The organism is Paraherbaspirillum soli, from assembly GCF_042654985.1.
In the GTDB taxonomy this organism is placed as follows: domain Bacteria; phylum Pseudomonadota; class Gammaproteobacteria; order Burkholderiales; family Burkholderiaceae_D; genus Paraherbaspirillum; species Paraherbaspirillum soli.
Window position 1 is genome coordinate 150,420 of sequence record NZ_JBHSMT010000013.1, and the last position, 20,963, is coordinate 171,382.

21 protein-coding genes and 1 tRNA gene are annotated in these 20,963 nt (G+C 56.0%); 10 read left to right on the forward strand and 12 right to left on the reverse strand.

Going from position 1 to position 20,963, the window contains the following annotated elements; translation table 11 throughout:
* Nucleotides 1–49 precede the first annotated feature (49 nt).
* Genes ACFPM8_RS08220 through ACFPM8_RS08230 form a run of 3 tightly spaced genes read right to left on the reverse strand, consistent with a single transcriptional unit; the run spans nt 50 to nt 2,057 of the window.
* Nucleotides 50–448 (reverse strand): RidA family protein, encoded by a 399-nt coding sequence (locus tag ACFPM8_RS08220; protein WP_378996933.1) that lies wholly within the window; start codon nt 446–448, stop codon nt 50–52.
* A complete protein-coding gene (locus ACFPM8_RS08225; RefSeq protein WP_378996935.1) occupies nt 448–1,419 on the reverse strand; it encodes a threo-3-hydroxy-L-aspartate ammonia-lyase in 972 nt (323 codons plus the stop codon). Before ACFPM8_RS08225 ends, ACFPM8_RS08220 begins: the two co-directional genes overlap by 1 nt.
* Nucleotides 1,416–2,057, reverse strand: coding sequence for a helix-turn-helix transcriptional regulator (locus tag ACFPM8_RS08230; RefSeq protein ID WP_378997433.1), 642 nt, complete (start codon nt 2,055–2,057; stop codon nt 1,416–1,418). Before ACFPM8_RS08230 ends, ACFPM8_RS08225 begins: the two co-directional genes overlap by 4 nt.
* A 344-nt stretch (nt 2,058–2,401) precedes the next feature.
* Between ACFPM8_RS08230 and ACFPM8_RS08235 the strand changes: the two genes are divergently transcribed.
* The 3 genes from ACFPM8_RS08235 to ACFPM8_RS08245 all read left to right on the forward strand — a co-directional run bounded on the left by ACFPM8_RS08235 (nt 2,402) and on the right by ACFPM8_RS08245 (nt 4,265).
* Nucleotides 2,402–2,572 (forward strand): hypothetical protein, encoded by a 171-nt coding sequence (locus tag ACFPM8_RS08235; RefSeq protein WP_378996938.1) that lies wholly within the window; start codon nt 2,402–2,404, stop codon nt 2,570–2,572.
* Entirely contained in the window at nt 2,559–2,801 is a 243-nt protein-coding gene (locus ACFPM8_RS08240; RefSeq protein WP_378996939.1) for a DUF6868 family protein, read from the forward strand. Before ACFPM8_RS08235 ends, ACFPM8_RS08240 begins: the two co-directional genes overlap by 14 nt.
* A 255-nt stretch (nt 2,802–3,056) precedes the next feature.
* On the forward strand, nt 3,057–4,265 hold the full coding sequence (locus ACFPM8_RS08245) for an MFS transporter (RefSeq protein ID WP_378996941.1): 1,209 nt from the start codon (nt 3,057–3,059) through the stop codon (nt 4,263–4,265).
* A 236-nt stretch (nt 4,266–4,501) separates the two neighbouring features.
* On the opposite strand, the gene ACFPM8_RS08250 is transcribed toward ACFPM8_RS08245, so the two are convergent.
* Complete coding sequence (locus tag ACFPM8_RS08250; protein ID WP_378996943.1) at nt 4,502–4,741, reverse strand: hypothetical protein; 240 nt, start codon at nt 4,739–4,741, stop codon at nt 4,502–4,504.
* A gap of 278 nt (nt 4,742–5,019) precedes the next feature.
* Between ACFPM8_RS08250 and ACFPM8_RS08255 the strand changes: the two genes are divergently transcribed.
* A complete protein-coding gene (locus tag ACFPM8_RS08255; RefSeq protein ID WP_378996944.1) occupies nt 5,020–6,420 on the forward strand; it encodes an aminotransferase-like domain-containing protein in 1,401 nt (466 codons plus the stop codon).
* A 789-nt stretch (nt 6,421–7,209) separates the two neighbouring features.
* On the opposite strand, the gene ACFPM8_RS08260 is transcribed toward ACFPM8_RS08255, so the two are convergent.
* On the reverse strand, nt 7,210–7,842 hold the full coding sequence (locus ACFPM8_RS08260) for an FMN-dependent NADH-azoreductase (RefSeq protein ID WP_378996946.1): 633 nt from the start codon (nt 7,840–7,842) through the stop codon (nt 7,210–7,212).
* A gap of 132 nt (nt 7,843–7,974) precedes the next feature.
* Here ACFPM8_RS08260 and ACFPM8_RS08265 point away from each other — a divergent pair, with 132 nt between their 5' ends.
* Nucleotides 7,975–8,874 (forward strand): LysR substrate-binding domain-containing protein, encoded by a 900-nt coding sequence (locus tag ACFPM8_RS08265; protein WP_378996948.1) that lies wholly within the window; start codon nt 7,975–7,977, stop codon nt 8,872–8,874.
* A gap of 455 nt (nt 8,875–9,329) precedes the next feature.
* Nucleotides 9,330–10,106 (forward strand): hypothetical protein, encoded by a 777-nt coding sequence (locus tag ACFPM8_RS08270; RefSeq protein ID WP_378996950.1) that lies wholly within the window; start codon nt 9,330–9,332, stop codon nt 10,104–10,106.
* Nucleotides 10,107–10,624: 518 nt separating this feature from the next.
* Here the strand turns inward: ACFPM8_RS08270 and ACFPM8_RS08275 are convergent.
* The 4 genes from ACFPM8_RS08275 to ACFPM8_RS08290 form a co-directional block, all read right to left on the reverse strand.
* Nucleotides 10,625–10,701, reverse strand: a tRNA-Val gene (locus ACFPM8_RS08275).
* A 75-nt stretch (nt 10,702–10,776) separates the two neighbouring features.
* A complete protein-coding gene (dnaQ, locus tag ACFPM8_RS08280) occupies nt 10,777–11,508 on the reverse strand; it encodes a DNA polymerase III subunit epsilon (protein WP_378996952.1) in 732 nt (243 codons plus the stop codon).
* Between the two features lie 76 nt (nt 11,509–11,584).
* Entirely contained in the window at nt 11,585–12,019 is a 435-nt protein-coding gene (gene rnhA / locus ACFPM8_RS08285) for a ribonuclease HI (protein ID WP_378996955.1), read from the reverse strand.
* Nucleotides 12,020–12,155: 136 nt separating this feature from the next.
* Nucleotides 12,156–12,950, reverse strand: coding sequence for a class I SAM-dependent methyltransferase (locus ACFPM8_RS08290; RefSeq protein ID WP_378996957.1), 795 nt, complete (start codon nt 12,948–12,950; stop codon nt 12,156–12,158).
* Between ACFPM8_RS08290 and gloB the strand changes: the two genes are divergently transcribed.
* The 3 genes from gloB to fabI all read left to right on the forward strand — a co-directional run bounded on the left by gloB (nt 12,922) and on the right by fabI (nt 16,591).
* Nucleotides 12,922–13,743 carry a hydroxyacylglutathione hydrolase gene (gene gloB, locus ACFPM8_RS08295; RefSeq protein ID WP_378996959.1) on the forward strand — a complete coding sequence of 274 codons (822 nt, stop codon included), beginning with the start codon at nt 12,922–12,924 and terminating at the stop codon, nt 13,741–13,743. The genes ACFPM8_RS08290 and gloB overlap by 29 nt on opposite strands.
* Nucleotides 13,744–14,118: 375 nt before the next feature.
* The gene (locus tag ACFPM8_RS08300; RefSeq protein WP_378996961.1) at nt 14,119–15,585 is read left to right on the forward strand and encodes a transglycosylase SLT domain-containing protein; all 1,467 of its coding nucleotides are present in this window, start codon (nt 14,119–14,121) and stop codon (nt 15,583–15,585) included.
* A 223-nt stretch (nt 15,586–15,808) separates the two neighbouring features.
* On the forward strand, nt 15,809–16,591 hold the full coding sequence (fabI, locus tag ACFPM8_RS08305; protein ID WP_378996964.1) for an enoyl-ACP reductase FabI: 783 nt from the start codon (nt 15,809–15,811) through the stop codon (nt 16,589–16,591).
* 113 nt (nt 16,592–16,704) lie between these two features.
* Here fabI and ACFPM8_RS08310 read toward each other — a convergent pair whose 3' ends face one another.
* The 3 genes from ACFPM8_RS08310 to ACFPM8_RS08320 form a co-directional block, all read right to left on the reverse strand.
* Nucleotides 16,705–17,058 (reverse strand): c-type cytochrome, encoded by a 354-nt coding sequence (locus ACFPM8_RS08310; RefSeq protein WP_378996967.1) that lies wholly within the window; start codon nt 17,056–17,058, stop codon nt 16,705–16,707.
* Nucleotides 17,059–17,070: 12 nt separating this feature from the next.
* Nucleotides 17,071–17,391, reverse strand: coding sequence for a c-type cytochrome (locus ACFPM8_RS08315; protein ID WP_378996969.1), 321 nt, complete (start codon nt 17,389–17,391; stop codon nt 17,071–17,073).
* 196 nt (nt 17,392–17,587) lie between these two features.
* On the reverse strand, nt 17,588–19,750 hold the full coding sequence (locus ACFPM8_RS08320) for a site-specific recombinase (protein ID WP_378996971.1): 2,163 nt from the start codon (nt 19,748–19,750) through the stop codon (nt 17,588–17,590).
* 270 nt (nt 19,751–20,020) lie between these two features.
* On the opposite strand from ACFPM8_RS08320, the gene ACFPM8_RS08325 reads away from it, so the two are divergent.
* Nucleotides 20,021–20,875 (forward strand): AAA family ATPase, encoded by an 855-nt coding sequence (locus ACFPM8_RS08325; RefSeq protein ID WP_378996973.1) that lies wholly within the window; start codon nt 20,021–20,023, stop codon nt 20,873–20,875.
* The last annotated feature ends 88 nt before the right edge of the window (nt 20,876–20,963 follow it).

Sequence of the window (20,963 nt, forward strand, 5' to 3'; positions counted from 1 at the left end):
CAGGAATAGCTGGCGATGATTTTGTGATGTGAAGACCGTCGCTAAAAAACTATGGGATGGCGGGATGCGTGGCGACAGCTTCGATTTCCAGTTCCAGACCGTAGTGCAAAGCCGGTACGGGGACAACAGTCCTGGCTGGACGGTGTTCGCCGAGCCAGGCCGCGTAGAGCTGGTCAAAGTGTGGCCAATGTTCGATATCGAGCAGGTAGACGCGAACCTGGACCAGACTCTCCCGGGTGCAGCCGCAGGCGCTTAACACCCGATCCAGATTGTCGAAGACCTGGCTGACCTGGACATCGAATGGTTCACCAGTGAGCTTGATACCCTGCGGGGTGATCGGAAGTTGCCCCGACAGGAAAACCAGATCGCCGACGCAAGCGGCGTGACTGTAATGCCCGGCCGGCTTGTTCAACAACTTGCCGGCGCCGACCATGCTCACGCCAGACATCAGAGCGCCCCTTGAATGAGCTCGGCAAAGCGCATCAGGTCGATGTTGCCGCCAGTAAGCACCACCCCTACCCTTTTACCCCGCAAATCGAGTTGCTTGCCGAAGGCCACTGCTGCCCCCAGGCAGCCGGTCGGCTCCACTATCATCTTCATTCGACTGGCAAAGAACTTCATCGCCTCGACCAGCTCGCCGTCGCCGACAGTCAGAATGTCGTCCACCCGTTGCTGCAGCACCGGGAAAGTGTAATTCCCCAAGTGCTGGGTTTGAGCACCGTCGGCGATGGTGTTGGGGGTATCGATGTGGACGATTTCTCCGCTGCGCAAACTGCGCTGACCGTCGTTGCCTGCTTCCGGTTCGACGCCGATGACGGTGCAGCCGGGGCTCATGGCTTTGGCCGCGGTGGCGCAGCCGGACAGCAAGCCGCCACCGCCGAGCGGCACTAACAACAGGTCGAGCGCTCCGACCTCCTCGATCAACTCCTTGACAGTTGTTCCCTGACCGGCCATCACGTGTGGGTGGTCATACGGCGGAATCAGGGTAAGGCCACGTTCTTCGGAGAGACTTCGCCCGATTGCTTCACGGTCTTCCGTGTAGCGATCGTAGAGAATGACCTCGGCACCGTAGCCGCGGGTAGCTGCCACCTTGATAGCTGGCGCGTCGGTCGGCATGACGATCACGGCCTTCACCCCGAGCAGACGCGCGGACAGGGCGATGCCTTGGGCATGGTTACCCGATGAGAATGTGACGACGCCATGTGCGCGCTGTTCCGGGGTGAACTGAGAGATGGCGTTATAGGCGCCCCGAAATTTGAATGCTCCCGCGCGTTGGAAGTTTTCGCATTTGAAGAAGATTTGTGCGCCAGTCCGGTCATTGGCGGTCGTCGAAGTAAGCACCGGAGTGCGGTGTGCAACACCGGCGATGCGCTCATGCGCCCGGATGATGTCGTCGAACGAGATAGCGAGGCTGCTCATGGTTTAGCTCCTTGGTCTGGTAAATAGGTGTACACGGTCGAGCGCGCCACGCCGAGTATGTCGGCCACAACGGATTGGGCGTTCTTCAGATCCATTAATCCCGCCTCCGCCAATTGACGCACGGCTTCTCGCCGTTGGGCGGGAATGAGCGCGCGCGGCGTGGTATTGAGCCCGGTAGCGAAACGCTCCAGCGTTACGCGCAACTCCTCTAGTCGCGGTGAGACCAGCGACTCCCGGATGTCGGTTGGAGAGACTTGCGTTTGCGCCAGTTGGCTCAGGCTGGCTGCGACGGCAGTCAGCATTGATATGTCAACGTTCAGACAGATAGCGGCGACATAGTCGCCCCGGCTGTTTTTGAGGCCGATCGATGTGCTCTTGGCCGGTCGGCCGTCCGGGAAGCGGTTAGGGTAGTTCTGCAGGACTTCCGGAAACTCCGGGTCAACCATCCGTGCCAAGCCAATTTCGGTAGCAGGATCACCGACACTGCGCCCGGACAGATTGTTGGAAATAGCAACCACGGCATGCTCTCGCCGAGTCAGGTCATGCAGTACCACCTCCACCAGCGGGGCGAGGGTTTTGCCGAGTGCGTCTACGATCTTTTCGCCTTCTCGGAGTAGTAATTGGTTTTCAGTAAGCATCATGCAGGACATTTTGTCATATTCTGACCATTTGTCAATTTCTAAGTTTGACGCTTGCATGGAAAACGTTAACGATTCCGACGCTCTTCCTACCCGGTTAGCCGACCTGCCCGGCATAGCCCGGCACCACGAACAAGCGCCGATATTCGTCACATTCGACTAGTTCATCGTGCATTAATACCCCGAAGCGTTTCCATGTGATCCCATCGCGCAATCGCAGTCGCCGGAGCCCTCCCGATACCGCCCCAGATTTGTGCGCTATCGGACAGAGCGTTGATTGCCTACACTGATAATCCGGTGCGTGTGCACCGCCAGTGGTAATCCTAGAGCCCTGGAGTTCCGCGATGGCCATTTCCCCTGCCCCAAGAAGGAACCGCCTGCTCGCCGCGCTGCCGGACGCCGAGTGGCAGCGCTGGCTGCCGCAGCTTGAAGCGATCGAACTACCGCTGGGCAAGGTGCTGTGCGAGTCGGGCAGCGGGTTGAATGCCATGAGGATGTGTCATGACAATGAATGAGATTAAGGAAGCTCTCCTTTGGTGTGTTGTTATCAATTACGCGTCGCTTCTCATCTGGGGCGGCATCTTCATCTATGCCCACGACTGGATGTATCGAATATATACGCGTTGGTTCAAGCTCTCGGTTGAAACCTTTGACGCAATGAACCTTGCCGGCATCACTCTCTACAAACTTGGGATCATCCTGGTCAACCTGGTGCCTTTGGTCGCACTTTACCTGTCGTCATAGCGGTGAGCCTCAGGGCATCTCACCATGCGCCCATCCGGGAGCAGATCGCACGCGACCTGCTCCGTCCCGACGCTGCACTCGCTGTTCAATCACATGGCAACTAGGTTTAAACCCGACTTTTTGCGACTGACGCAGTTCAGCCAGCAACAGCCTTTGAAACCCATAAATAGAGTGCTCCAAGTGATCGTCACATTTTGATGACGGTCGACATACAGTAGTAAGCTTGCCGCACCTCAATTTTTCGCACTCAGAATAATGACCGATCTGAAAGCTGTATCAATTTCTCGTGATCCGGATGCCGCCGACACTTCCGTCCGTCGCCGCTCCCTGATGGCGGCCTGCAGCGCCCACGCAGTACATGATGGCCTGACTGACCTTATCTATGTGCTGCTGCCTATCTGGCAGGCGCAATTTTCCATCAGTTACGCGCTAGTGGGACTGCTACGCGGATCCTATTCGGGCATGATGGCCGGCTTCCAGTTGCTAGCCAGTCGGCTGGCAAAACGCTGGGGGCGAGAACGCATGCTGACGGGAGGGACGGCACTGGCCGGCATCGCATACCTGATTGCTGGTCAGGCCGGCGGCCTGACGGTACTGGTGATTGCGTTGTTGTTGGGTGGATTGGGGGCCAGTACTCAGCACCCGCTGGCATCCTCATTGATCACTGATACGCATGAGGACGGCGGTGGCGTCAAAGAGGCGCTGGCACAGTACAACTTTGCCGGCGACATCGGCAAGACGCTGATACCGGGTCTAATGGGCCTTTTGCTGGTGGTCGTGAGCTGGCAGGCCAGCGTTACGCTGGTGGGCCTGCTCGGCTTGGCTGCGGCCGGTGTGTTGTGGTGGCTTATTCCGGCACGCGATGAACAGGCATCCAACAAGGGAGCAGCCGCCAAGGCAATAAGCGGAACTGGTTCGGCTAGCGGACTACGTGCGCTGCTGCTGACCGGTACTTTGGACAGCGCCGTCCGGATGGGATTTCTAACCTTCTTGCCATTCCTATTGAAGAGCAAAGGCGCCGGCACGGCAGGCATCGGTTTTGCGCTGTCGCTATTGTTTGTTGGCGGCGCGTTCGGCAAGTTGTTTTGCGGTTATCTGGGGGCGCGCATCGGCATGATGAAAACGGTGTGGATAACGGAGTCCGCCACATCGCTGTTGATCTTGCTAGCGGTGTGGTTACCGCTTTTCGGAATGATGGCAATGTTGCCGCTGCTGGGACTTGCCTTGAACGGGACGTCTTCGGTACTGTATGGCGTGGTACCAGAATTGGCCAGCGCAGGAAAACGCGAGCAAGCTTTCGCGCTGTTCTATACCGGCACCATAGGTGGCGGGGCGCTATCACCCGTGTTGTTTGGTCGACTGGGTGACGCCGCTGGAGTCCCCACTGCCGTGATAACGTTGGCGGCGATACTGCTGTTCACATTACCGTTGTCGTGGCAGGTACAGAAAGAGGTCGGCTGTTGATTGCTGCGTATTCACTTCAAAGTTGCCAGTCCCTAGATAGCGGTTCGATAAATTGCGACTTCGATCGGCTGAAATCGGACAGTAGCGGTCATCTAAATTTGACGGTATTTTAAACGGCAAGTGAGTGTCTAGCAGATTCGTGGCGATTCACTCTGACCCGCCTGCTGACGCTGCCCAATAGCCGCATCGGGGAATTGCTGCCGCATCACTGGATATCGCCCGACTATTCTTTGTCATCATGGGAAGGTCAAGTCCAAACCGAGCATCCTGGCAAGGACGAAGGTGACGAGCCCCAGGCCCAGGAGCGATAGCACGAAGACTGCGGCCACCTTGCCGCCCGCGCGTAGCACCGCGCGCTTCTCCTTCTCCTTCTCCTTCTTCCCTTGATCGTAATGCCACTTGATGGCGAAGAACATGCCCGTGCCGAGCACGAGAACCTTGAACGTAACGAAGACTATAGGGATCCAATCCATCATTTTGAGTATTTCCAGGCTATTACTTGACACTATCTATCGTGAGGAGCACTACCTTAAAACGCTGCTTCAGCAGCTTCATTTTTTGTTCAAACCGTCCCCTCAGGCATCCTGCTTGAATCTTTCATTACATCTACCTATGAAATAAGAATGGCATCCAGCGGAGTGATTTGCCGAATGCAGACGATAGAGGAAAACGTCAACGACTACCATGCAAGGATGGGGTTGCTGCACGTCCTGATGCATACTACTTAAAAGCAATTTCCATACATTGAGACAAAATGTCCCAGTTGAAAAACATACAAGATGAAAATTTGCCAATCTGGTTGCCGCGATTGGCCGTGCACGGCGGGCCACGTTTTTTGCAGATTGCGGATGCGTTGCAGGCGGCGGTGGTAGAAGGATCGCTGAAACCGGGTGATCGTCTACCTCCGCAGCGCCAGTTGGCAGCACAGCTGGACGTCGACCTGACGACGATCACGCGCGCATACGACGAAGCCAGACGCCGCAACTTGTTGGAGGGCCGCGGCGCTCGAGGCACTTATGTCGCGGCGCCGAAGGTCGAATTGACCTCGATCCTCGACCTGAGCATGAATACCCCACCACCGCCGGATGGCGTGGACTTCGACGACATGTTGAAACAAGGTTTGTCTCAAGTACTGATGAGGGCAGATAATGAATTGCTGATGACTTACCACTTGGCCGGGGGAAGCGACTCCGACCGTAAGGCTGGGGCCAAATGGCTCGAACCGATGTTTGGACATCTGGATTCTCGACAGGTTGTTGTCTGTCCGGGTGCGCAAGCGGCGATCGCCGCATTGATCCTTGCGCTGACGGAGCCTGGCGATGTCATCCTGGCAGAACCAACGAGTTATCCCGGCTTGCGTGCAGCAGCGACCCAATTCGGCCGGCACATCATTGCGGTGGAAGCGGACAAGCACGGGATGGTGCCTGAGATGCTTGAGGCAGCGTGCCGCCAGCACAAGCCTGGGCTGGTCTACCTCAATCCGACATTACAGAACCCGACCGCCATCACCATTCCGGAACGCCGGCGCAAGGAGCTCGCCAGCATCGCGAAGCGCTGCAATGTACGCATCGTCGAGGACGATCCATACTGGCTCCTTGCCGATGCCCCGCCACCACCTATTGCCACGTTTGCCCTGGAACAGGTGTACTACATCTCAACCCTGTCGAAATGCCTGACGCCCGGCTTGCGTGTCGCCTTCGTGCTAATACGCGCCCCGCACGAACGCGAACGTTTCCTGGTCGCGCTAAGATCATTTGCGCTGATGGTCGCTCCTCTGACGGCCGCACTGGCCACTCAGTGGATCCTCGACGGTTCGGCTGACGGATTGATGGAAGGCGTACGCAACGAGGTGCGCCTGCGCCACTGGATGGCTCGGGATATTCTGGCGGGGCGGTACAGCGGCGCCGGAGACGGCCTGCATGTATGGCTCGAGTTGCCGGCGTATTGGAATTCCTCACAGCTTGCGCGTGCAGCCAACAGCGAGGGCATCGCAGTCACGCCGGCGGAGGCATTCGCAACTGGCAGCGGATCAGTGAATGCAATTCGGATCTCTTTGGGTAGCGTCAAGGACCGTGGACGCTTACAGGCGGGTCTTCAACGGCTGTCTCATCTGCTTGCGCGGCGGCCCGAGTCGTTCAGCGCTGCTGTGGTTTAACTGTCCAGGAAACACTGTGCTTCATCCGGGAGTTCTCTCAATGCGGTCGCACATTGGTTTGCTGCCTCAGTGTTTATTTATCGTGAGATCACGCGCGAAAGTGGACAGACTGAAAGAAAGCTACGTTAGCCGTGCAGCACAACATCCGCTTGGGGGCGGAAGCCGCTGCTCACTTAAAACTGCGCTATACGTCTCAACGTTACTCAACACCTGGCATTGTTATGGTCGCGTAGCCCGTTCTTGCCAAGATCTTTTCATAAGTTCTCGCATGTCGGTATTCAACTGGAATCAGTGGCCTAGTCCGGATCGGAATTATTGACCTGCATTCAATGAGAATGCTTGGCTGATTTTGAACGAGAATGTATGGTTGGTTTTTACCGGAATACGCAACAAATAACTGGTGGGTTGGGGGCCAGTTCGGATGGCGATAACGACTGACTTGCAGTTGTTTCAAAACACGTTTTCCCTTCGATCGAAGGAAAATTGCGCCTACCAATCTTGTTCCATTGAAGCGGTAGAGGGCTCACTCGGAATCGTCATGATTAGTGTTGAATGACCGTCTGGTTTGGAGAAGTCTGAACTTCCGCTTAGGGTCGAATTCAGCCTGTCGCCACCGGCCCCAAACGGCCAAGAAGGGACATTCGTCGGCAGGCACAGACGGACGTTCGCGTGTCCGCCCCCCCCCGCTTCGCAGCGGCCCTCGGGCTTGACCCGCTTGCGCGCTGGATGCGGCAACGTCAACGCCGGCTTCTACAGGTGACGATGGATTTGCGCCGAAGCTCAGTGGGGTTAGAACGCGCGTGCGATCGTGCGAGCTTCTTCGATTGCGCTACTTCGATCGGCCTCTCCGTCGGGGCCGAACAAGGTGCGCTCGACCACAATGCCGACGACGTCTTTCACACCCACGAACTTGAGCCAGGTTTCCATATAGGGGCGCTGGAGGTCGAACTCGCTGGCCGGCGTAAACGAACCCGGCGACATGTAGCTAAGTCCGCGCGCGTAAACGACTGCTGCCTTTTTTCCGTGCAACATGCCAGCAAAACCTGAACTATCGAACCTGAACAGCACGTCTTTCTGCGAGATCACGTCGATCAGATGCTTAAGCTTGTACGGAATGCTGAAATTCCATAGCGGTACGCCGAACAGGAACTTGTCCGCCTCGTGGAATCGCGCCGCGAGTTCTTCGATACCCTGCCAGGCCGCCGCCTGCGCCGGCGTCAAGGCCGCTCCGTTCAGTCCGGCGTATTTCGCGGCCAGGGCGTTTCCGTCGAATTCGGGCATCGCCAGGTCCCATATGTCGAGCTTCTGTATCACATGATCGGGATGCTCCAGCCGGTACGCATCGAGAAATGCATTGCACACTTCGATGGACGCCGAATATTCCTTGTTGGGTGAGCCTTCGATATAGAGCACGCGAGTCATTGAACCAGTCCTTACCATGGGTGACGGCGACGCGCAGGATGCGCGGTCGCCCACTGTGATTCGAAGTGTATCGAGTTGACTTATAATTTAGAAACGATATTAATTGATTGAATTAACCTTATTCTGTGATTAATGAACAATCCCCTCGACACTTCGCTACTCCATACGTTTGTTGCCGTCGCCGATGTGCGGAGCTTTACCGGCGCTGGTCGTAGACTGAATCTGAGTCAATCCGCGGTTAGCGCCCAGGTTGTTCGTCTGGAAGAACAAATCGGCCGTGCTCTTCTTGTTCGCAATACGCGTAACGTCACGCTCACCGAGCACGGTCAAACGCTGCTCGGATACGCTCGAGCGATGCTCAATCTGAGCCAGGAAGCAAGGGTCAGGTTGGGAACTGGCGACGCGTTCGCAGGCAAGCTGCGCATTGGCGTATCGGAAGACTTTGCGGGAGGTTGGCTTCCCGATGCGATGCGCCGCTATAGCGCTGCGCGCCGTGGTTTGCTGCTGGATTTGACGGTCGACATTGGCGACAGTTTGTTTCGACGGCACGCAAACGGCGATTTCGATCTCGTGATCGGCAGCCGCTGTTCACACTCGGACAAAGGCGTGACTTTGTGGCGAGAGTCACTCGTCTGGGCGTTTGCTCGTCACGAGCCGCTTCCCGAAGGCGATGTACCGCTGGCATGCTTCCCCAACCCGTGTCCGTACCGGGAGGCAGCCGTCAAGGCGCTCGCGTTAGCCGGCATGCCTTATCGAATCGCATGCGAAAGTCCGAGTGCCACTGGCATCCGAGCGTTTGCGCGAGCCGGCATCGCCATCGCACCGATGTCGCGTAACGCGATCGACGACGAGCTTCGTGAATTGGGTGTGTCTGAAGGCTTACCGGAACTGCCGGAAATTGAATTCGTCATGATGTACGATGCCGGGCTGCCGGCTGCTGTCGAATTCGCCGAGACGATTTTCGACGAAGTCGCCGTTCGCACAGGAGCGGGCAAACGCAATCAGGCAGTAGCGAAAAAACCTCGCGCTTAGCACGAGGCCGATGGCGACGATGCATCCCCCTCTGGTTGATAAGGTATACCGAGGAAGGTGGTTGATCGAAGGGCCGTTGTATGCCGAAAGCGGTCATAGCGAATGACAATTCCAAATGGCAGAAACGGGGCGAAATCAGTCTGTCGCGTCTGGCTCCAAGCAGCGAAATCCAGTTGCCTGCACTTTTCCAATATCACCCCGGTTCACCCCAAAATTCGTCGCTGGAACAGGCACAACTAAGTTGACAAACGCCGCCCCGCCCGTAGACTACAAACATTTCCTTGCGGAAATATTGCTACTATTCGTTCACGCGCCAACGAAAGCACCTATCAGTGCGTCCGGAATTAGTTGGTCGCCACAAATGAGTGCCCACAAGTCTTGGATATCTGGATCGTTCCACGAATGCGCCACATCATGTTTTTTAACCAATTAAATGACTCATAAAGGAGAAACAAATGAAGAAGGCAGCGATAGTGTGGCCGCATGTGGCTGGAGTGTTTGGCCTGATCCTGGCTTGTCTGGCGTCAGGGCAAAGCTGGGCCGGGCAGACAGTGGTGCCGCAATTTGACACTTATTACAATACGCCTTTGCGCAATGTCTTGTGCCAGGCCGGGCATCTGGTGACTTTGTATGACAATGGTTATCTGCAAAGTTGTACCGTGCCGGATGGCAATCAACTGCTAGGCAAGACGGGTATCAGCAGCGCGCAATTCTATTCCTGTTCCGCCGCTCAGCCGGTTGAGTTGTACGCCGATGGCTATCTGAATCAATGTGTATTGAAGGAAAATATTCTGGTTGCCGGGCATAACGGCCCGAGTGGTGGGTCGTTTTACCTGTGCAAGGCGGGAAATCCAGTGCAGATTAATGCCGATGGCTATCTGAATCACTGTGTATTGATGGCAGATATTCAGGTTGCCGGGCGTAACGGCCCGAGTGGTGGGGCGCTTTACTCGTGCAAGGCGGGAAATCCAGTGCAAATTAATGCCGATGGCTATCTGGCAAGTTGCACGCTGATAGTGCCGATGAATATCGCCGGCCGCTATGGAAGTAATACCGTGCTGCAATATACCTGCAAGGAAGATGCGTCAATGGAAATCCGCTCGGATGGTTATCTGAGCAGCTGTACGCTGCGCAATCCAAATTGGGTACAGTCACGTAACGGCATGAAGGCATGCGATGCCGGTAGCGTAATTTATATCGACAGCTCAGGAACTGGCAGTTGCAGCAACTGATGATATCGCGTGGCGCCATGGCGCCGCTTGATTGATCGTCATGTTTGGCTGGCCCATCCCGCTGCCGTACCTTGGGAGTGATCTTGAAGTCTTCATTTCCTGCCATCCCAAAGTAACGTCAATTTCACGTCAGCGGTGGAAGACGAAATTTCAGGGGGAAGCTCAGACATTGACCTTGAACGCAAGTGGACCCGCTGGCAGCAGGCCTGGCACGACGAGCGGTCGCAGCGGGAGCACTACTGGACGCCTTGCTTGAAAAGACAGCTTTAATGGCCGGGGTCAACCCGAGCTATATCAGCCGTCAAATGGGGCATCGTTCAGCCAAAATGCTATTTTCAAGCCGTCTTGGATAGCACTGCCGGCGAGGCGGAGATAAAAAACCACCAAATAAGCGCGTCAAGTCCGACAACGCTCAGAAATTGAGCGAAAAAAAAGCCCATCACGTAAGCGATGGGCTTTTTCTTGCAATACATTCCAGTGCTAAATGTCCCCGGAATGTCCCCGAGAACCGAAATCACTGGTAGGCACGATTGGACTCGAACCAACGACCCCTACCATGTCAAGGTAGTGCTCTAACCAGCTGAGCTACGCGCCTCCTAAAGAAACGAAATTATAGTGGCAAATTTTATTTATGGCTAGTGTCTTGTAAGAATTTTTTACGAAATCAGTTTTAATCCTGATTTTCCGTCGGTTGAGCCGGCGCTTGATGCCATATGCACTGCCCTCTTACTTCCTTGTCGAGGACCGTTAATGCAGCCTCATGTTCGGCCAACTCTTCTTCATTGGCCACTCGCACGATGATCTCGGCCAATGGAGCCAAAGCTAGCACTTCACCACCGCCACCGGCATCGCTTTCGTCCGCTCCAAGGTCGATGCTGAAACTGTTTTGCCCGCGCGTCATGGCCAAATACACTTCCGCCAGCAATTCGGAATCCAGCAGCGCGCCGTGCAGGGTCCGGTGCGCGTTCGAGATGCCGTAGCGATCGCATAAGGCGTCGAGCGAATTGCGCTTGCCGGGATACATTTCCTTGGCCTGAACCAGCGTGTCGATAACGCCGCTGACATCGCCCACGAAAGGCCCGTGGCCTAGCAGCTTATATTCAGCATCCAGAAATCCCAGATCGAACGGCGCATTGTGAATGATGATTTCGGCACCGCTGACAAATTCGCGCAGCTCGGCAAAAATCTCGGCGAACTTTGGTTTATCGCGGAGGAATTCCGTAGTCAAGCCGTGCACCGCCAACGCGCCTTCTTCCGAGTCCCGCTCCGGATTGATGTAGCGATGAAAATTTTTGCCGGTCAATCGCCGATTCATCAGTTCGACGCAACCGATTTCGATGATGCGATCACCGGTACGCGGGTTAAGGCCAGTAGTCTCGGTATCCAGAACAATTTGTCGCATGGTCACTTGATCGCCAATACAGAAAGAATATTAAAAACATACCCTTCAAGGGTATTTATGGAAGTCGTGGAGGCCATTATAAAACCGTCGTCACGCCGCGATTGGCAAGCTGGTCGGCGCGCTCATTGCCGGCATGACCGGCATGCCCTTTCACCCAGCGCCACTCGATCCGATGGCGTGCCTGAGCGGCGTCGAGCTCCTGCCACAAGTCGACATTCTTAACCGGCTCGCGCGCTGCGGTTTTCCAGCCGCGCGCCTTCCACCCGTGAATCCACTCGCTAATGCCTTTTTGCACGTACTGACTATCGGTAAATACGACCACTTCGCATGGCCGCTTCAATGCCGCCAGGGCCTCAATCACAGCCTTCAACTCCATCCTGTTGTTGGTTGTGTTGCGCTCGCCGCCGCAGAGTTCTTTTTCTTTACCGTCGGCGACCAGCAATGCTCCCCAACCGCCGGTGCCGGGATTGCCCTTACATGCACCGTCTGCATATATTTCTACTTTATCCATACTTATTTAGCTCACTTGAACTGCATTGATTTGACCGGCGCGCCGAATATGATCGGCACGCCAACGATAGGTACACGAGGCGACAGAACCAAGCCAGCTGTAAGTAAGCTGGTCGCTTGCCACCCCAGTTAAAACACTATTGCCCTGCCCCGTTCTGGCGTGTCTTGTGGATCTTGTTGGTGGCCGGTACGCCGCGCGCGGCCTTGATAGCCTGCTTACTGAAAGCCGGGCCGATAAGGTGCATGCCTTTAACACGCTTGATCGCTTGCACGATGTATACCGCACCAAAATACGGCCACCAGCGATTGCCCGCTTTCTCCATGAAGGCAAAACGATGCAACCATTTGGCGCTCGTATACGGCGGCGCGTAACAACCGAAGTGGCCGCGATTGACTTCCATGTTCAATAGTTTCAACCAATCCTTCAAACGCAGCAGGCTGATGAACTCGGCATTCTGCGGCAAAAAATGGACTCCCGACATGCGACCGACCGTTTGCCGAATCCCCCATAAACTGGCTGGATTGAAACCGCAAATGATGACCTGTCCTTCCGGGATCAATACGCGCTCGACCTCGCGCAATACCTGATGCGGTTCGGCGGCAAATTCCAGTACGTGCGGCAACACAATCAAATCCAGGCTTTGCGACGCAAACGGCAAGTCTGCAAAATCATGGGTCACTACGATGCTGGTCGGACTTGCCGCCACGGTCGATTCCGGCAAACGACTATCGGTCAGCCATTTGTACGGCATCCGATTGGCCTGCAACGCGTTAATTTGCGGCACGCCAATCTGCATCGCATGAAAACCGAAAATATCCGCGGTCATCGCATCCAGGCGCGCCTGCTCCCACTCCTGCATGTAACTGCCGGTGGGCGTCTGCAGCCAGGGGCCGAGCGCTATAATGGATTTTTCTGAAGACGGATATTCCATGCCTGCCTTATTAAATCGGTCGTTGAGTGTATTGGCAGTGCCGGCATTTAACGACAACTATCTGTGGTTAATTCATGATGGCCGGCATGCCGCCGTGGTTGACCCTGGCGATGCGGCACCGATTCTGGACGCGCTCGCGCGCCATAACCTGACACTCACCGCTATTTTACTGACACATCATCATGCTGACCATGTTGGCGGCGTACAAACTTTGTTGCAAAGTTTTAAAGTGCCGGTATTTGGGCCTGACAGCGAAGCCATCGCTGGCGTCAGTCAGCCATTGAGTGAAGGCGATACAGCCGACATTCCACAACTGGGACTGCACTTATCGGTGCTTGATGTTCCGGGCCATACTAGCGGCCACATCGCTTATGTTGCGGCCGAACAGCATTGGCTGTTTTGTGGCGACACCTTGTTCGCCGGCGGTTGCGGTCGCCTGTTCGAAGGCACGCCGACGCAAATGACCGACTCATTGGCAAAATTGAGCGCGCTTCAAGATGACACGCTGGTCTTTTGCGCACATGAATACACCTTGTCGAATTTGCGTTTTGCGCTGGCGGTCGAGCCAGATAACGCCAAGCTGATCGCCCGCATCGCAGCGGAACAAGCCAAGCGCGACCGCAATCAGCCAACCGTGCCATCCACCATCGGCCTGGAGAATGCCACCAATCCGTTTCTCCGTTACAGGCAGGCGACGATCATTGCCAACCTACAATCGGCCGGCCGTCTTGAGGCTGCCGATCCGGTCTCGGCATTCGCGGCGCTGAGGGAATGGAAGAATACTTTTAAGTGATCGCAACCTGTAATGCGGCGGCAATGCTTAGGCGCCGCCCTTCCAATTCTGTCCATTGCAATTTATACGTCTCATCTAGTTAGTTGGGGACAGAGTAATTCGCCGCGCTGCGGCGGCTCTTAAACTCTGTCCCGCAAATAGTTGGCTTGTTGGGGACAGAGTAATTCGCTGCGCTGCGTCAGCTCTTAAACTCTGTCCCGCAAATTGTTTTTAATTCTCCCCCGCAATGGCGAAAATAGTAATTACCTGTTAAATCAATCACTTAACCACAAAAATTTGCGCAATTTCCACTTGACGGAGGAAAACTGCGTTACGTACACTGCGCTTATTCCTTTATTACCGGCTGATGACAGCCCGGTCACGCAAATCGAACCCATGCATCAGCTAAAACTCAAAACTCTCGCTATTGCCGCGCTGGCTTTTTTCGGCGCCCCGCTCTTGGCCCAGGCCAACGATATTTCCATCTACACTCCCACTTTCAGCTTGATTGATCCAAACGATCCCAGCGCGGGAATGCTTGGCATGGAACAAGTCGATATCTGGGCGCGGATTCGCAAGGGTTTCGGTATACCCGACCTGGAAAATCAACAGGTGCTCAGTCAAACCGAGTTTTACAGTGCGCGTCCGGAGTATTTTGAGCGCACCACGGTACGGGCGTCGCGCTATCTGTTTCACGTAGTGCAAGAGTTGGAAAAGCGCGGCATGCCGACCGAGTTGGCCTTGTTGCCCTTCATCGAATCCGCATTCAATCCGCAAGCTTATTCAAGCGCCAAAGCAGCCGGCATGTGGCAATTCATCCCCTCCACCGGACGCGACTTCAATCTCAAGCAAAACATGTTCAAGGACGAGCGGCGCGACGTCCTGGCATCGACCGATGCGGCCTTGACCTATCTGCAAAAGCTGTATGGCATGTTTGGCGACTGGCAACTGGCGTTAGCGGCGTACAACTGGGGCGAAGGTTCGGTGCAGCGCGCGATCAACAAAAACCAGGCAGCCGGCTTGCCTATCGATTTCAATAGCCTGGCACCGTTGATGCCGGCAGAAACCCGCAACTACGTACCGAAGCTGCAAGCGGTCAAGAACATCATCGCAGCACCCGACCTGTACAGCATCGCGCTACCGAAAGTGGACAACCAGCCATACTTCGTCACGATCGGCAAAACCCGCGACATCGACGTCAAGGTCGCGGCACAACTAGCGGAATTATCGCTGGATGAATTCAAAGCCTTGAATCCGCAGTTCAACCGGCCGGTGATCATCGGCAGCTCCGACACCAAGATCCTACTGCCAGAAAGCAACGCCGAAAAATTCAAGAACAACCTGACAAAATGGACGCAAACGCTGTCATCGTGGACCGCCCATACCGTCGGCAGCGCACGCGAGCGGATTGAAACCATTGCGGCCAAATTCGGCACCACCCCGGCGGTGATTCGGGAAGTCAATCACATCCCGCCAAAAATGCTGCTGAAAGCCGGTTCGACCATCCTGGTGCCGAAGACTGAAGCCTCCAACAGCGACATCACGGCAGAAGTCGCCGACAACGCGACCATGGCAGTCACGCCGGACGCACCGGAAACGCGCCGCATTGTTGTCAAAGTCGGCAAACGCGACACACTGGCCTCGATCGCCCAGCGCTATCATGTCAGCGTTTCTCAAGTCAAATCATGGAATAGCCTGCATCACGACAGCGTCAGCCGCGGCCAAAGCCTGCAACTTCAAGTACCTAACCGCATGATCGCAGCGAGTGGCGGCCATAGCACGCGCTATCACAAGGCGAGCGCGACTGTCAGCCATGGCGCCTCAAAAGGCAAAGCAACCGCCAAGAAACACCCGCGCAGCTAATCAATACCTGAGGTGCTGGGGCAGTTGAGGCCGCTTCGAGGCGGCCGCTTCTGGACTCCAGTGCCTCTTACATCAGAATCGCGCCGGCGCCCTCTAGTTGCCGGGACCGCAGCGAACCCCTACAATCCTGCCTTGTTCGTTCAGAATTTCCGGTAGCATTCCCGCACCTCACTGACATAACCCCGCGCCCGCGACACTCAAGGCGCGCATATCTGGAGTCAATATGGCATTCCTGCAAGGCAAAAAAATTCTCATTACCGGCCTGCTGTCCAACCGCTCAATCGCCTATGGCATCGCCCAAGCCTGCAAGCGCGAAGGCGCCGAGCTGGCATTCACCTATGTCGGCGAACGCTTCAAGGAGCGCATCACCAATTTTGCGAAAGAATTCGACAGCGAATTGATTTTCGATTGCGACGTCAGCAGCGATGAACAAATCAACGCGCTGTTTGCCGATCTGGGCAAGTCCTGGGATCAGCTGGACGGCCTGGTGCATGCCATCGGTTTCGCGCCTAGCGAAGCGATTGCCGGAGATTTCCTGGATGGCTTGTCGCGTGAAGGGTTCAAGATTGCGCATGACATTTCCGCCTACAGTTTCCCGGCAATGGCTAAAGCCGCCGTGCCTTTGCTGCGCCCTAATTCGGCATTGCTGACCCTGACCTACCTGGGTTCGGACAGAGTGGTACCGAACTACAACACAATGGGCCTGGCCAAGGCGTCGCTCGAAGCCAGCGTCCGCTATCTGGCCGCCTCGCTGGGCCCCAAAGGCGTGCGCGTCAACGGCGTCTCCGCCGGTCCGATCAAGACATTGGCAGCCAGCGGCATCAAGGGCTTCGGCAAGATCCTGGGCTTCGTTGCCGAGCACGCCCCGCTGCGCCGCAACGTTACCCTTGAAGATGTCGGTAATGCGTCGGCCTTCCTGCTGTCCGACCTGGCCAGCGGCATCACCGGTGAAATCACCTATGTCGATGGCGGTTTCTCGCACGTGGTGGGCGGCATTGCCGAATAGGCCGCGGACGATGCGCCAGTCGGAATAATCGGCTAGCCTGACTAAAAAAATAGCCCTCCAGGTCAATGACTTGGAGGGCTATTTTCATATCGCGTTTGGCTAGCGCTACTTTATTACTTACGCAATACCAAATTCGTCGGCAGACTATGCAGGTAAGCCGCGACATCCTGCACATCCTGATGCGACAAGGCCTTGGCTTGAGGACCCATGATTGCGTTGCTGCGGCCATAAGGGCCGTCGTTGCCGCGTTGGTAAGCGATCAATGCGTGCTGCAAGTAATCCTGCGGCTGGCCGGCGAGCTTCGGATAACTTGGATCGATCGGGGTATGGAAGTCCGCACCATGACAAGAAGCGCAGCCGTATTTTTTCACAGCCGCTTCGCCCGCCGCGATATTACCGCCAGCGAAAGCATTGATGGAGACACTCGTGGACAGCAAGAACAGCACGCCAGCAATAATCTTTTTCATTGTGTGGGCCCCTTATTTTTGCTGCGAATAGTAAGCCGCAATATCCGCCATGTCCTGATCGGACAAGCTGGCTGCGATGCCGTGCATGGTGGGGTGCTTGCGCTCGCCCTTTTGATAGGCCTTCAGCGCATTTTCAATATATTTCGCCGATTGCCCGCCTAGCATGGGCACTTGATATACCTCCGGGAAGCTGGCTTTATAGCCGGGGATGGCGTGGCAGCCAATACACATCGATATCTTGTTTTCAGCCGCCTTAGCGTTGCCGACCACGTCCGCCGCTGCGGCCATGTTGGCAATACCCGCAAGCGCGAGAAGTGCAATTAGTTTTTTCATATTAGCTGGGGGTAAAGAGCTGCGTAAATGAAGCGAAACCGGTTTTGTGTAAATTTTGGTAGCCTGCCAGACGCAAATTGCCGTCGCCACCCGACACCAAAGGCGGACAATTTTACCCCAAGAAACACGCATAGTCACGCCCGCTGATGTCAAAGCCACACGATCGGCAGCGCCGATATCGGCGCTGCGTCGGCCATTAACCCTGCCGACTGTCGGGCCGCCTGATCGGCGCCGGCGCTTGTTGATTTGCGGCTTGATCGGAAGAGTCGCGCGCAGACTGCGGCTGCACATCACCCGCAGTAGCCGGCGAGACGTCGTCCGCGTCTTCCGCAGCTTGCTGCCCGGCCTGCGCCGATGCCGCCGGCGACTCTTCGGGAAACAAGAAGAAGCGCGGCGAAACGCTGAAGCGTCGCAACACCGCCCGAAATACCAAGCGCCTGATCCGTGCCGGAACATCCCGCGCCCGCAGCGCCAAGGTCAATGCGCAAGCAAAAGAAACTCCAACATTCAGCATGCCGATGCTGGCAATCCCAGCTAGCGCCAACCAAAACTGCGGCATAGCCAGCACTTCCCATCCCAGACTTGCGGCGGCTGCGGTCAGCGCACCCGTCGACAGCGTCACATGCCGCACCTCCAGCGGCACACCGAAAAATTGCGCGATCACAGGCGTCATGCCCAATAAAAGCCCGAGCGATAAGTTACCGGAAATTTGCGCCATATTGCGATCCAGCCAGGTCGCCCAGCGTTCGGCCCTCATCGAACCCAATACGCGCACCAGCCGCCGCTGATGGGTCAAGGCTTCACGCAGGCGACGCAAGGCAAACCAATTGTCGGCATAGCCGGCGACCAGGCTCGACAACCATAGCAATATCCCGGTCAGCGCGGCAAACAACGGGGTCGGCCCAATCAGCGATAAATCATGTATGTTGGAACGAGCATATTCGGCAGTCATCAGCGGCGCATGTGTGGTCAACATGATGACTCCGGAGATCGCCAGCATCATCGGTATCACGCCGATCAAATTACCGAATACCGCAGCCGCCTGCGACCGCAGCAGCAACGCAACCTCAGTCAGCAGCGCACGCAAGCCGTCCACCGTGTCGAGCTGGCCCATTTTGGATGCCAGCGCCGGCGCCGTGACCGCCGGCTGCTTGGTCGCCAGCACGCCGCCTACCGCGGAAATCATCGTGAAACTGACCGCATAGTTCAACGAAGCAAACAGTCCTTCGAAAAAACGCGCCGCCCCCGCACCCGAAAGCAACGATTTGCCAAGTACCGTGAATGCGGTGATGACGCCGCCGCGACAGGCCGCTTTCAGCATTGCACGATATTCGCTGCGATCACGCGCAATATAGTGCTCGCCATGATCCGCATTGCGCTCGACCATCTTGCGCGCCAGCAGGGAAAAACTGCGCTGCACCAGGCCACGCACCGACGAGCGCTGATGATGGGCGGCGATAAAGTCGCTCAGCAGGGCCTGGATCTGACTCACATCTCGCCCCGGATCCTTGCCAGGATTCCGTTCCGCGTCTTGCGCCGTTTCCTGATCCCGGTAAATCGCGGCACGCACATCGAGCAAACGCGCCATACGGGTCAATTGCGCACGCATCCGTTCGACCCGATACACCAGGCTGACCGATACGCCATTTTCATCAAGATGCGCATAAATCCTATCGGTTTGCGCCTGACAGACGGCGATCAACATGCGCACGCTGCGCAGTGCGGCCTCATCTCTGGGGTTGACGTACAAATAGGTTTCCAGTTCGCGCCGCAACACCATGAATGGCGTCGCCTGCAATGGCATCCGGGGATCCAGCCGTTGGCGGAAGGCTTGACTGACGCCGTCCGCCAGCACTGCCGTGACCAGATACACCAGGGCCTCGTCAATCTGCTGCTGATACATATGGGTAATGCCATCGTCAGCGACCAGGCGCCAGATCTGCGCCACCGCCTCCTGATCCAGCTTCAGTAGCCATGCGGCATCCTCCGGAGCCGGGAACAACGCTGTAAACAAGACCGACAGGTCGGCTTCAAAAGGCGGTTTCGGCAAAACCAGCTTGACCACATGCTCGGATAGCTCGCTGAAAAACGCCGGCTCATGCGGCAAACCCGTGGCACAAAAAAGCTCGGGGCCGACCGCCTCGCGCAGCGTTTTCTGGAGCGTGGTCTGCACCACCCGGCGCACGTCGCGGTTGGCATCCAGCCACACCAGTAGAAAAACCAGGCGTTGTTGCTTGACGCGACGCCAGATACCCTCTTCCAACAACGACACCGTGGGTTCATGACGCACCCATTCGACAATGTCGATCATCCAGTCGGCGCGCTCCTGCCATGAAGCAAAAGGATTTGCGCGACGCATCAGGGATTCGAGCTGCGACGCCTGATGCAATTGATCGGCGTGCTGTCGACTGCCTCCTCGTCGAAAGCGGCGCCACATGACTTGCAAACGTAGAAAGAATATTTTCATTTGTAGTTGTTATGAAGAAAAGGCGAATGTAATCAAATGAACAATGGCGTATTGCCAACATTGATGTTCAAGCATTTTCGCGCTCGGATTGAGACACAGATGACCGATTGGTCGATTGAATTTCTCGCTTATACTCGGCTTTATTTTCTTCCGGATGAACCGATGCGACCCGAGACACGATTTGAAAGTTCCCCCAGCTATGTTGCGACCGACGACCTGAAACTGGCAGTAAACGCCGCGCTGACGCTGCAACGGCCACTATTGATCAAGGGCGAACCGGGCACCGGAAAAACCATGCTGGCGGAAGAAGTTGCCGCCGCGCTGAACATGCCTTTGCTGCAATGGCATGTCAAATCGACCACCAAAGCCCAGCAAGGTTTGTACGAATACGATGCTGTGTCGCGCCTGCGCGATTCACAATTGGGCGACGCCCGCGTCAAGGATATTCACAATTACATCGTCAAGGGCGTGCTGTGGCAGGCGTTTACCGCCAATGAGCAAGTAGTGCTGCTGATCGACGAAATCGACAAGGCGGATATCGAATTTCCCAACGACCTGCTGCGCGAACTCGACCGCATGGAATTTTACGTATATGAAACGCGTGAAATGGTCCAGGCCAAACACCGGCCGCTGGTCATCATCACCTCGAATAACGAGAAAGAATTGCCGGACGCTTTCCTGCGCCGCTGCTTTTTCCATTACATCAAGTTTCCCGACAAAAAGACCATGCAGGAGATTGTCGATGTCCATTTCCCGCACCTGAAAAAAGATTTGCTGGCGCAAGCGCTGGAAACTTTCTATCAAGTCCGCGACGTTGCAGGGCTGAAAAAGAAACCGTCGACGTCGGAATTGCTGGACTGGCTCAAGCTGCTGCTGGCCGAAGACATCCCGGCCGAGGCCTTGCACAGCAGCGATTCCAAAGCCGTCGTCCCGCCTCTGCACGGCGCTTTATTGAAGAATGAACAGGATGTGCATTTGTTTGAGCGGCTGGTTTTTATGGCGCGCAAAAATCGGTAACTTATTGTTGGGCAGAGTTTAAAAGTCGCCACAGCGCGACGAATTGCTCTGTCCCCAACTGACCAAGCAAGAAGCTTGAAACACCCCC

Coding starts and splice junctions, on each gene's coding strand:
- ACFPM8_RS08220 (WP_378996933.1), bottom strand. CDS start 448: ATGTCTGGCGTGAGCATGGTCGGCGCCGGCAAGTTGTTGAACAAGCCG.
- ACFPM8_RS08225 (WP_378996935.1), bottom strand. CDS start 1,419: ATGAGCAGCCTCGCTATCTCGTTCGACGACATCATCCGGGCGCATGAG.
- ACFPM8_RS08230 (WP_378997433.1), bottom strand. CDS start 2,057: ATGCTTACTGAAAACCAATTACTACTCCGAGAAGGCGAAAAGATCGTA.
- ACFPM8_RS08235 (WP_378996938.1), top strand. CDS start 2,402: ATGGCCATTTCCCCTGCCCCAAGAAGGAACCGCCTGCTCGCCGCGCTG.
- ACFPM8_RS08240 (WP_378996939.1), top strand. CDS start 2,559: ATGACAATGAATGAGATTAAGGAAGCTCTCCTTTGGTGTGTTGTTATC.
- ACFPM8_RS08245 (WP_378996941.1), top strand. CDS start 3,057: ATGACCGATCTGAAAGCTGTATCAATTTCTCGTGATCCGGATGCCGCC.
- ACFPM8_RS08250 (WP_378996943.1), bottom strand. CDS start 4,741: ATGATGGATTGGATCCCTATAGTCTTCGTTACGTTCAAGGTTCTCGTG.
- ACFPM8_RS08255 (WP_378996944.1), top strand. CDS start 5,020: ATGTCCCAGTTGAAAAACATACAAGATGAAAATTTGCCAATCTGGTTG.
- ACFPM8_RS08260 (WP_378996946.1), bottom strand. CDS start 7,842: ATGACTCGCGTGCTCTATATCGAAGGCTCACCCAACAAGGAATATTCG.
- ACFPM8_RS08265 (WP_378996948.1), top strand. CDS start 7,975: ATGAACAATCCCCTCGACACTTCGCTACTCCATACGTTTGTTGCCGTC.
- ACFPM8_RS08270 (WP_378996950.1), top strand. CDS start 9,330: ATGAAGAAGGCAGCGATAGTGTGGCCGCATGTGGCTGGAGTGTTTGGC.
- dnaQ (WP_378996952.1), bottom strand. CDS start 11,508: ATGCGACAAATTGTTCTGGATACCGAGACTACTGGCCTTAACCCGCGT.
- rnhA (WP_378996955.1), bottom strand. CDS start 12,019: ATGGATAAAGTAGAAATATATGCAGACGGTGCATGTAAGGGCAATCCC.
- gloB (WP_378996959.1), top strand. CDS start 12,922: ATGGATTTTTCTGAAGACGGATATTCCATGCCTGCCTTATTAAATCGG.
- ACFPM8_RS08290 (WP_378996957.1), bottom strand. CDS start 12,950: ATGGAATATCCGTCTTCAGAAAAATCCATTATAGCGCTCGGCCCCTGG.
- ACFPM8_RS08300 (WP_378996961.1), top strand. CDS start 14,119: ATGCATCAGCTAAAACTCAAAACTCTCGCTATTGCCGCGCTGGCTTTT.
- fabI (WP_378996964.1), top strand. CDS start 15,809: ATGGCATTCCTGCAAGGCAAAAAAATTCTCATTACCGGCCTGCTGTCC.
- ACFPM8_RS08310 (WP_378996967.1), bottom strand. CDS start 17,058: ATGAAAAAGATTATTGCTGGCGTGCTGTTCTTGCTGTCCACGAGTGTC.
- ACFPM8_RS08315 (WP_378996969.1), bottom strand. CDS start 17,391: ATGAAAAAACTAATTGCACTTCTCGCGCTTGCGGGTATTGCCAACATG.
- ACFPM8_RS08320 (WP_378996971.1), bottom strand. CDS start 19,750: ATGCGTCGCGCAAATCCTTTTGCTTCATGGCAGGAGCGCGCCGACTGG.
- ACFPM8_RS08325 (WP_378996973.1), top strand. CDS start 20,021: ATGCGACCCGAGACACGATTTGAAAGTTCCCCCAGCTATGTTGCGACC.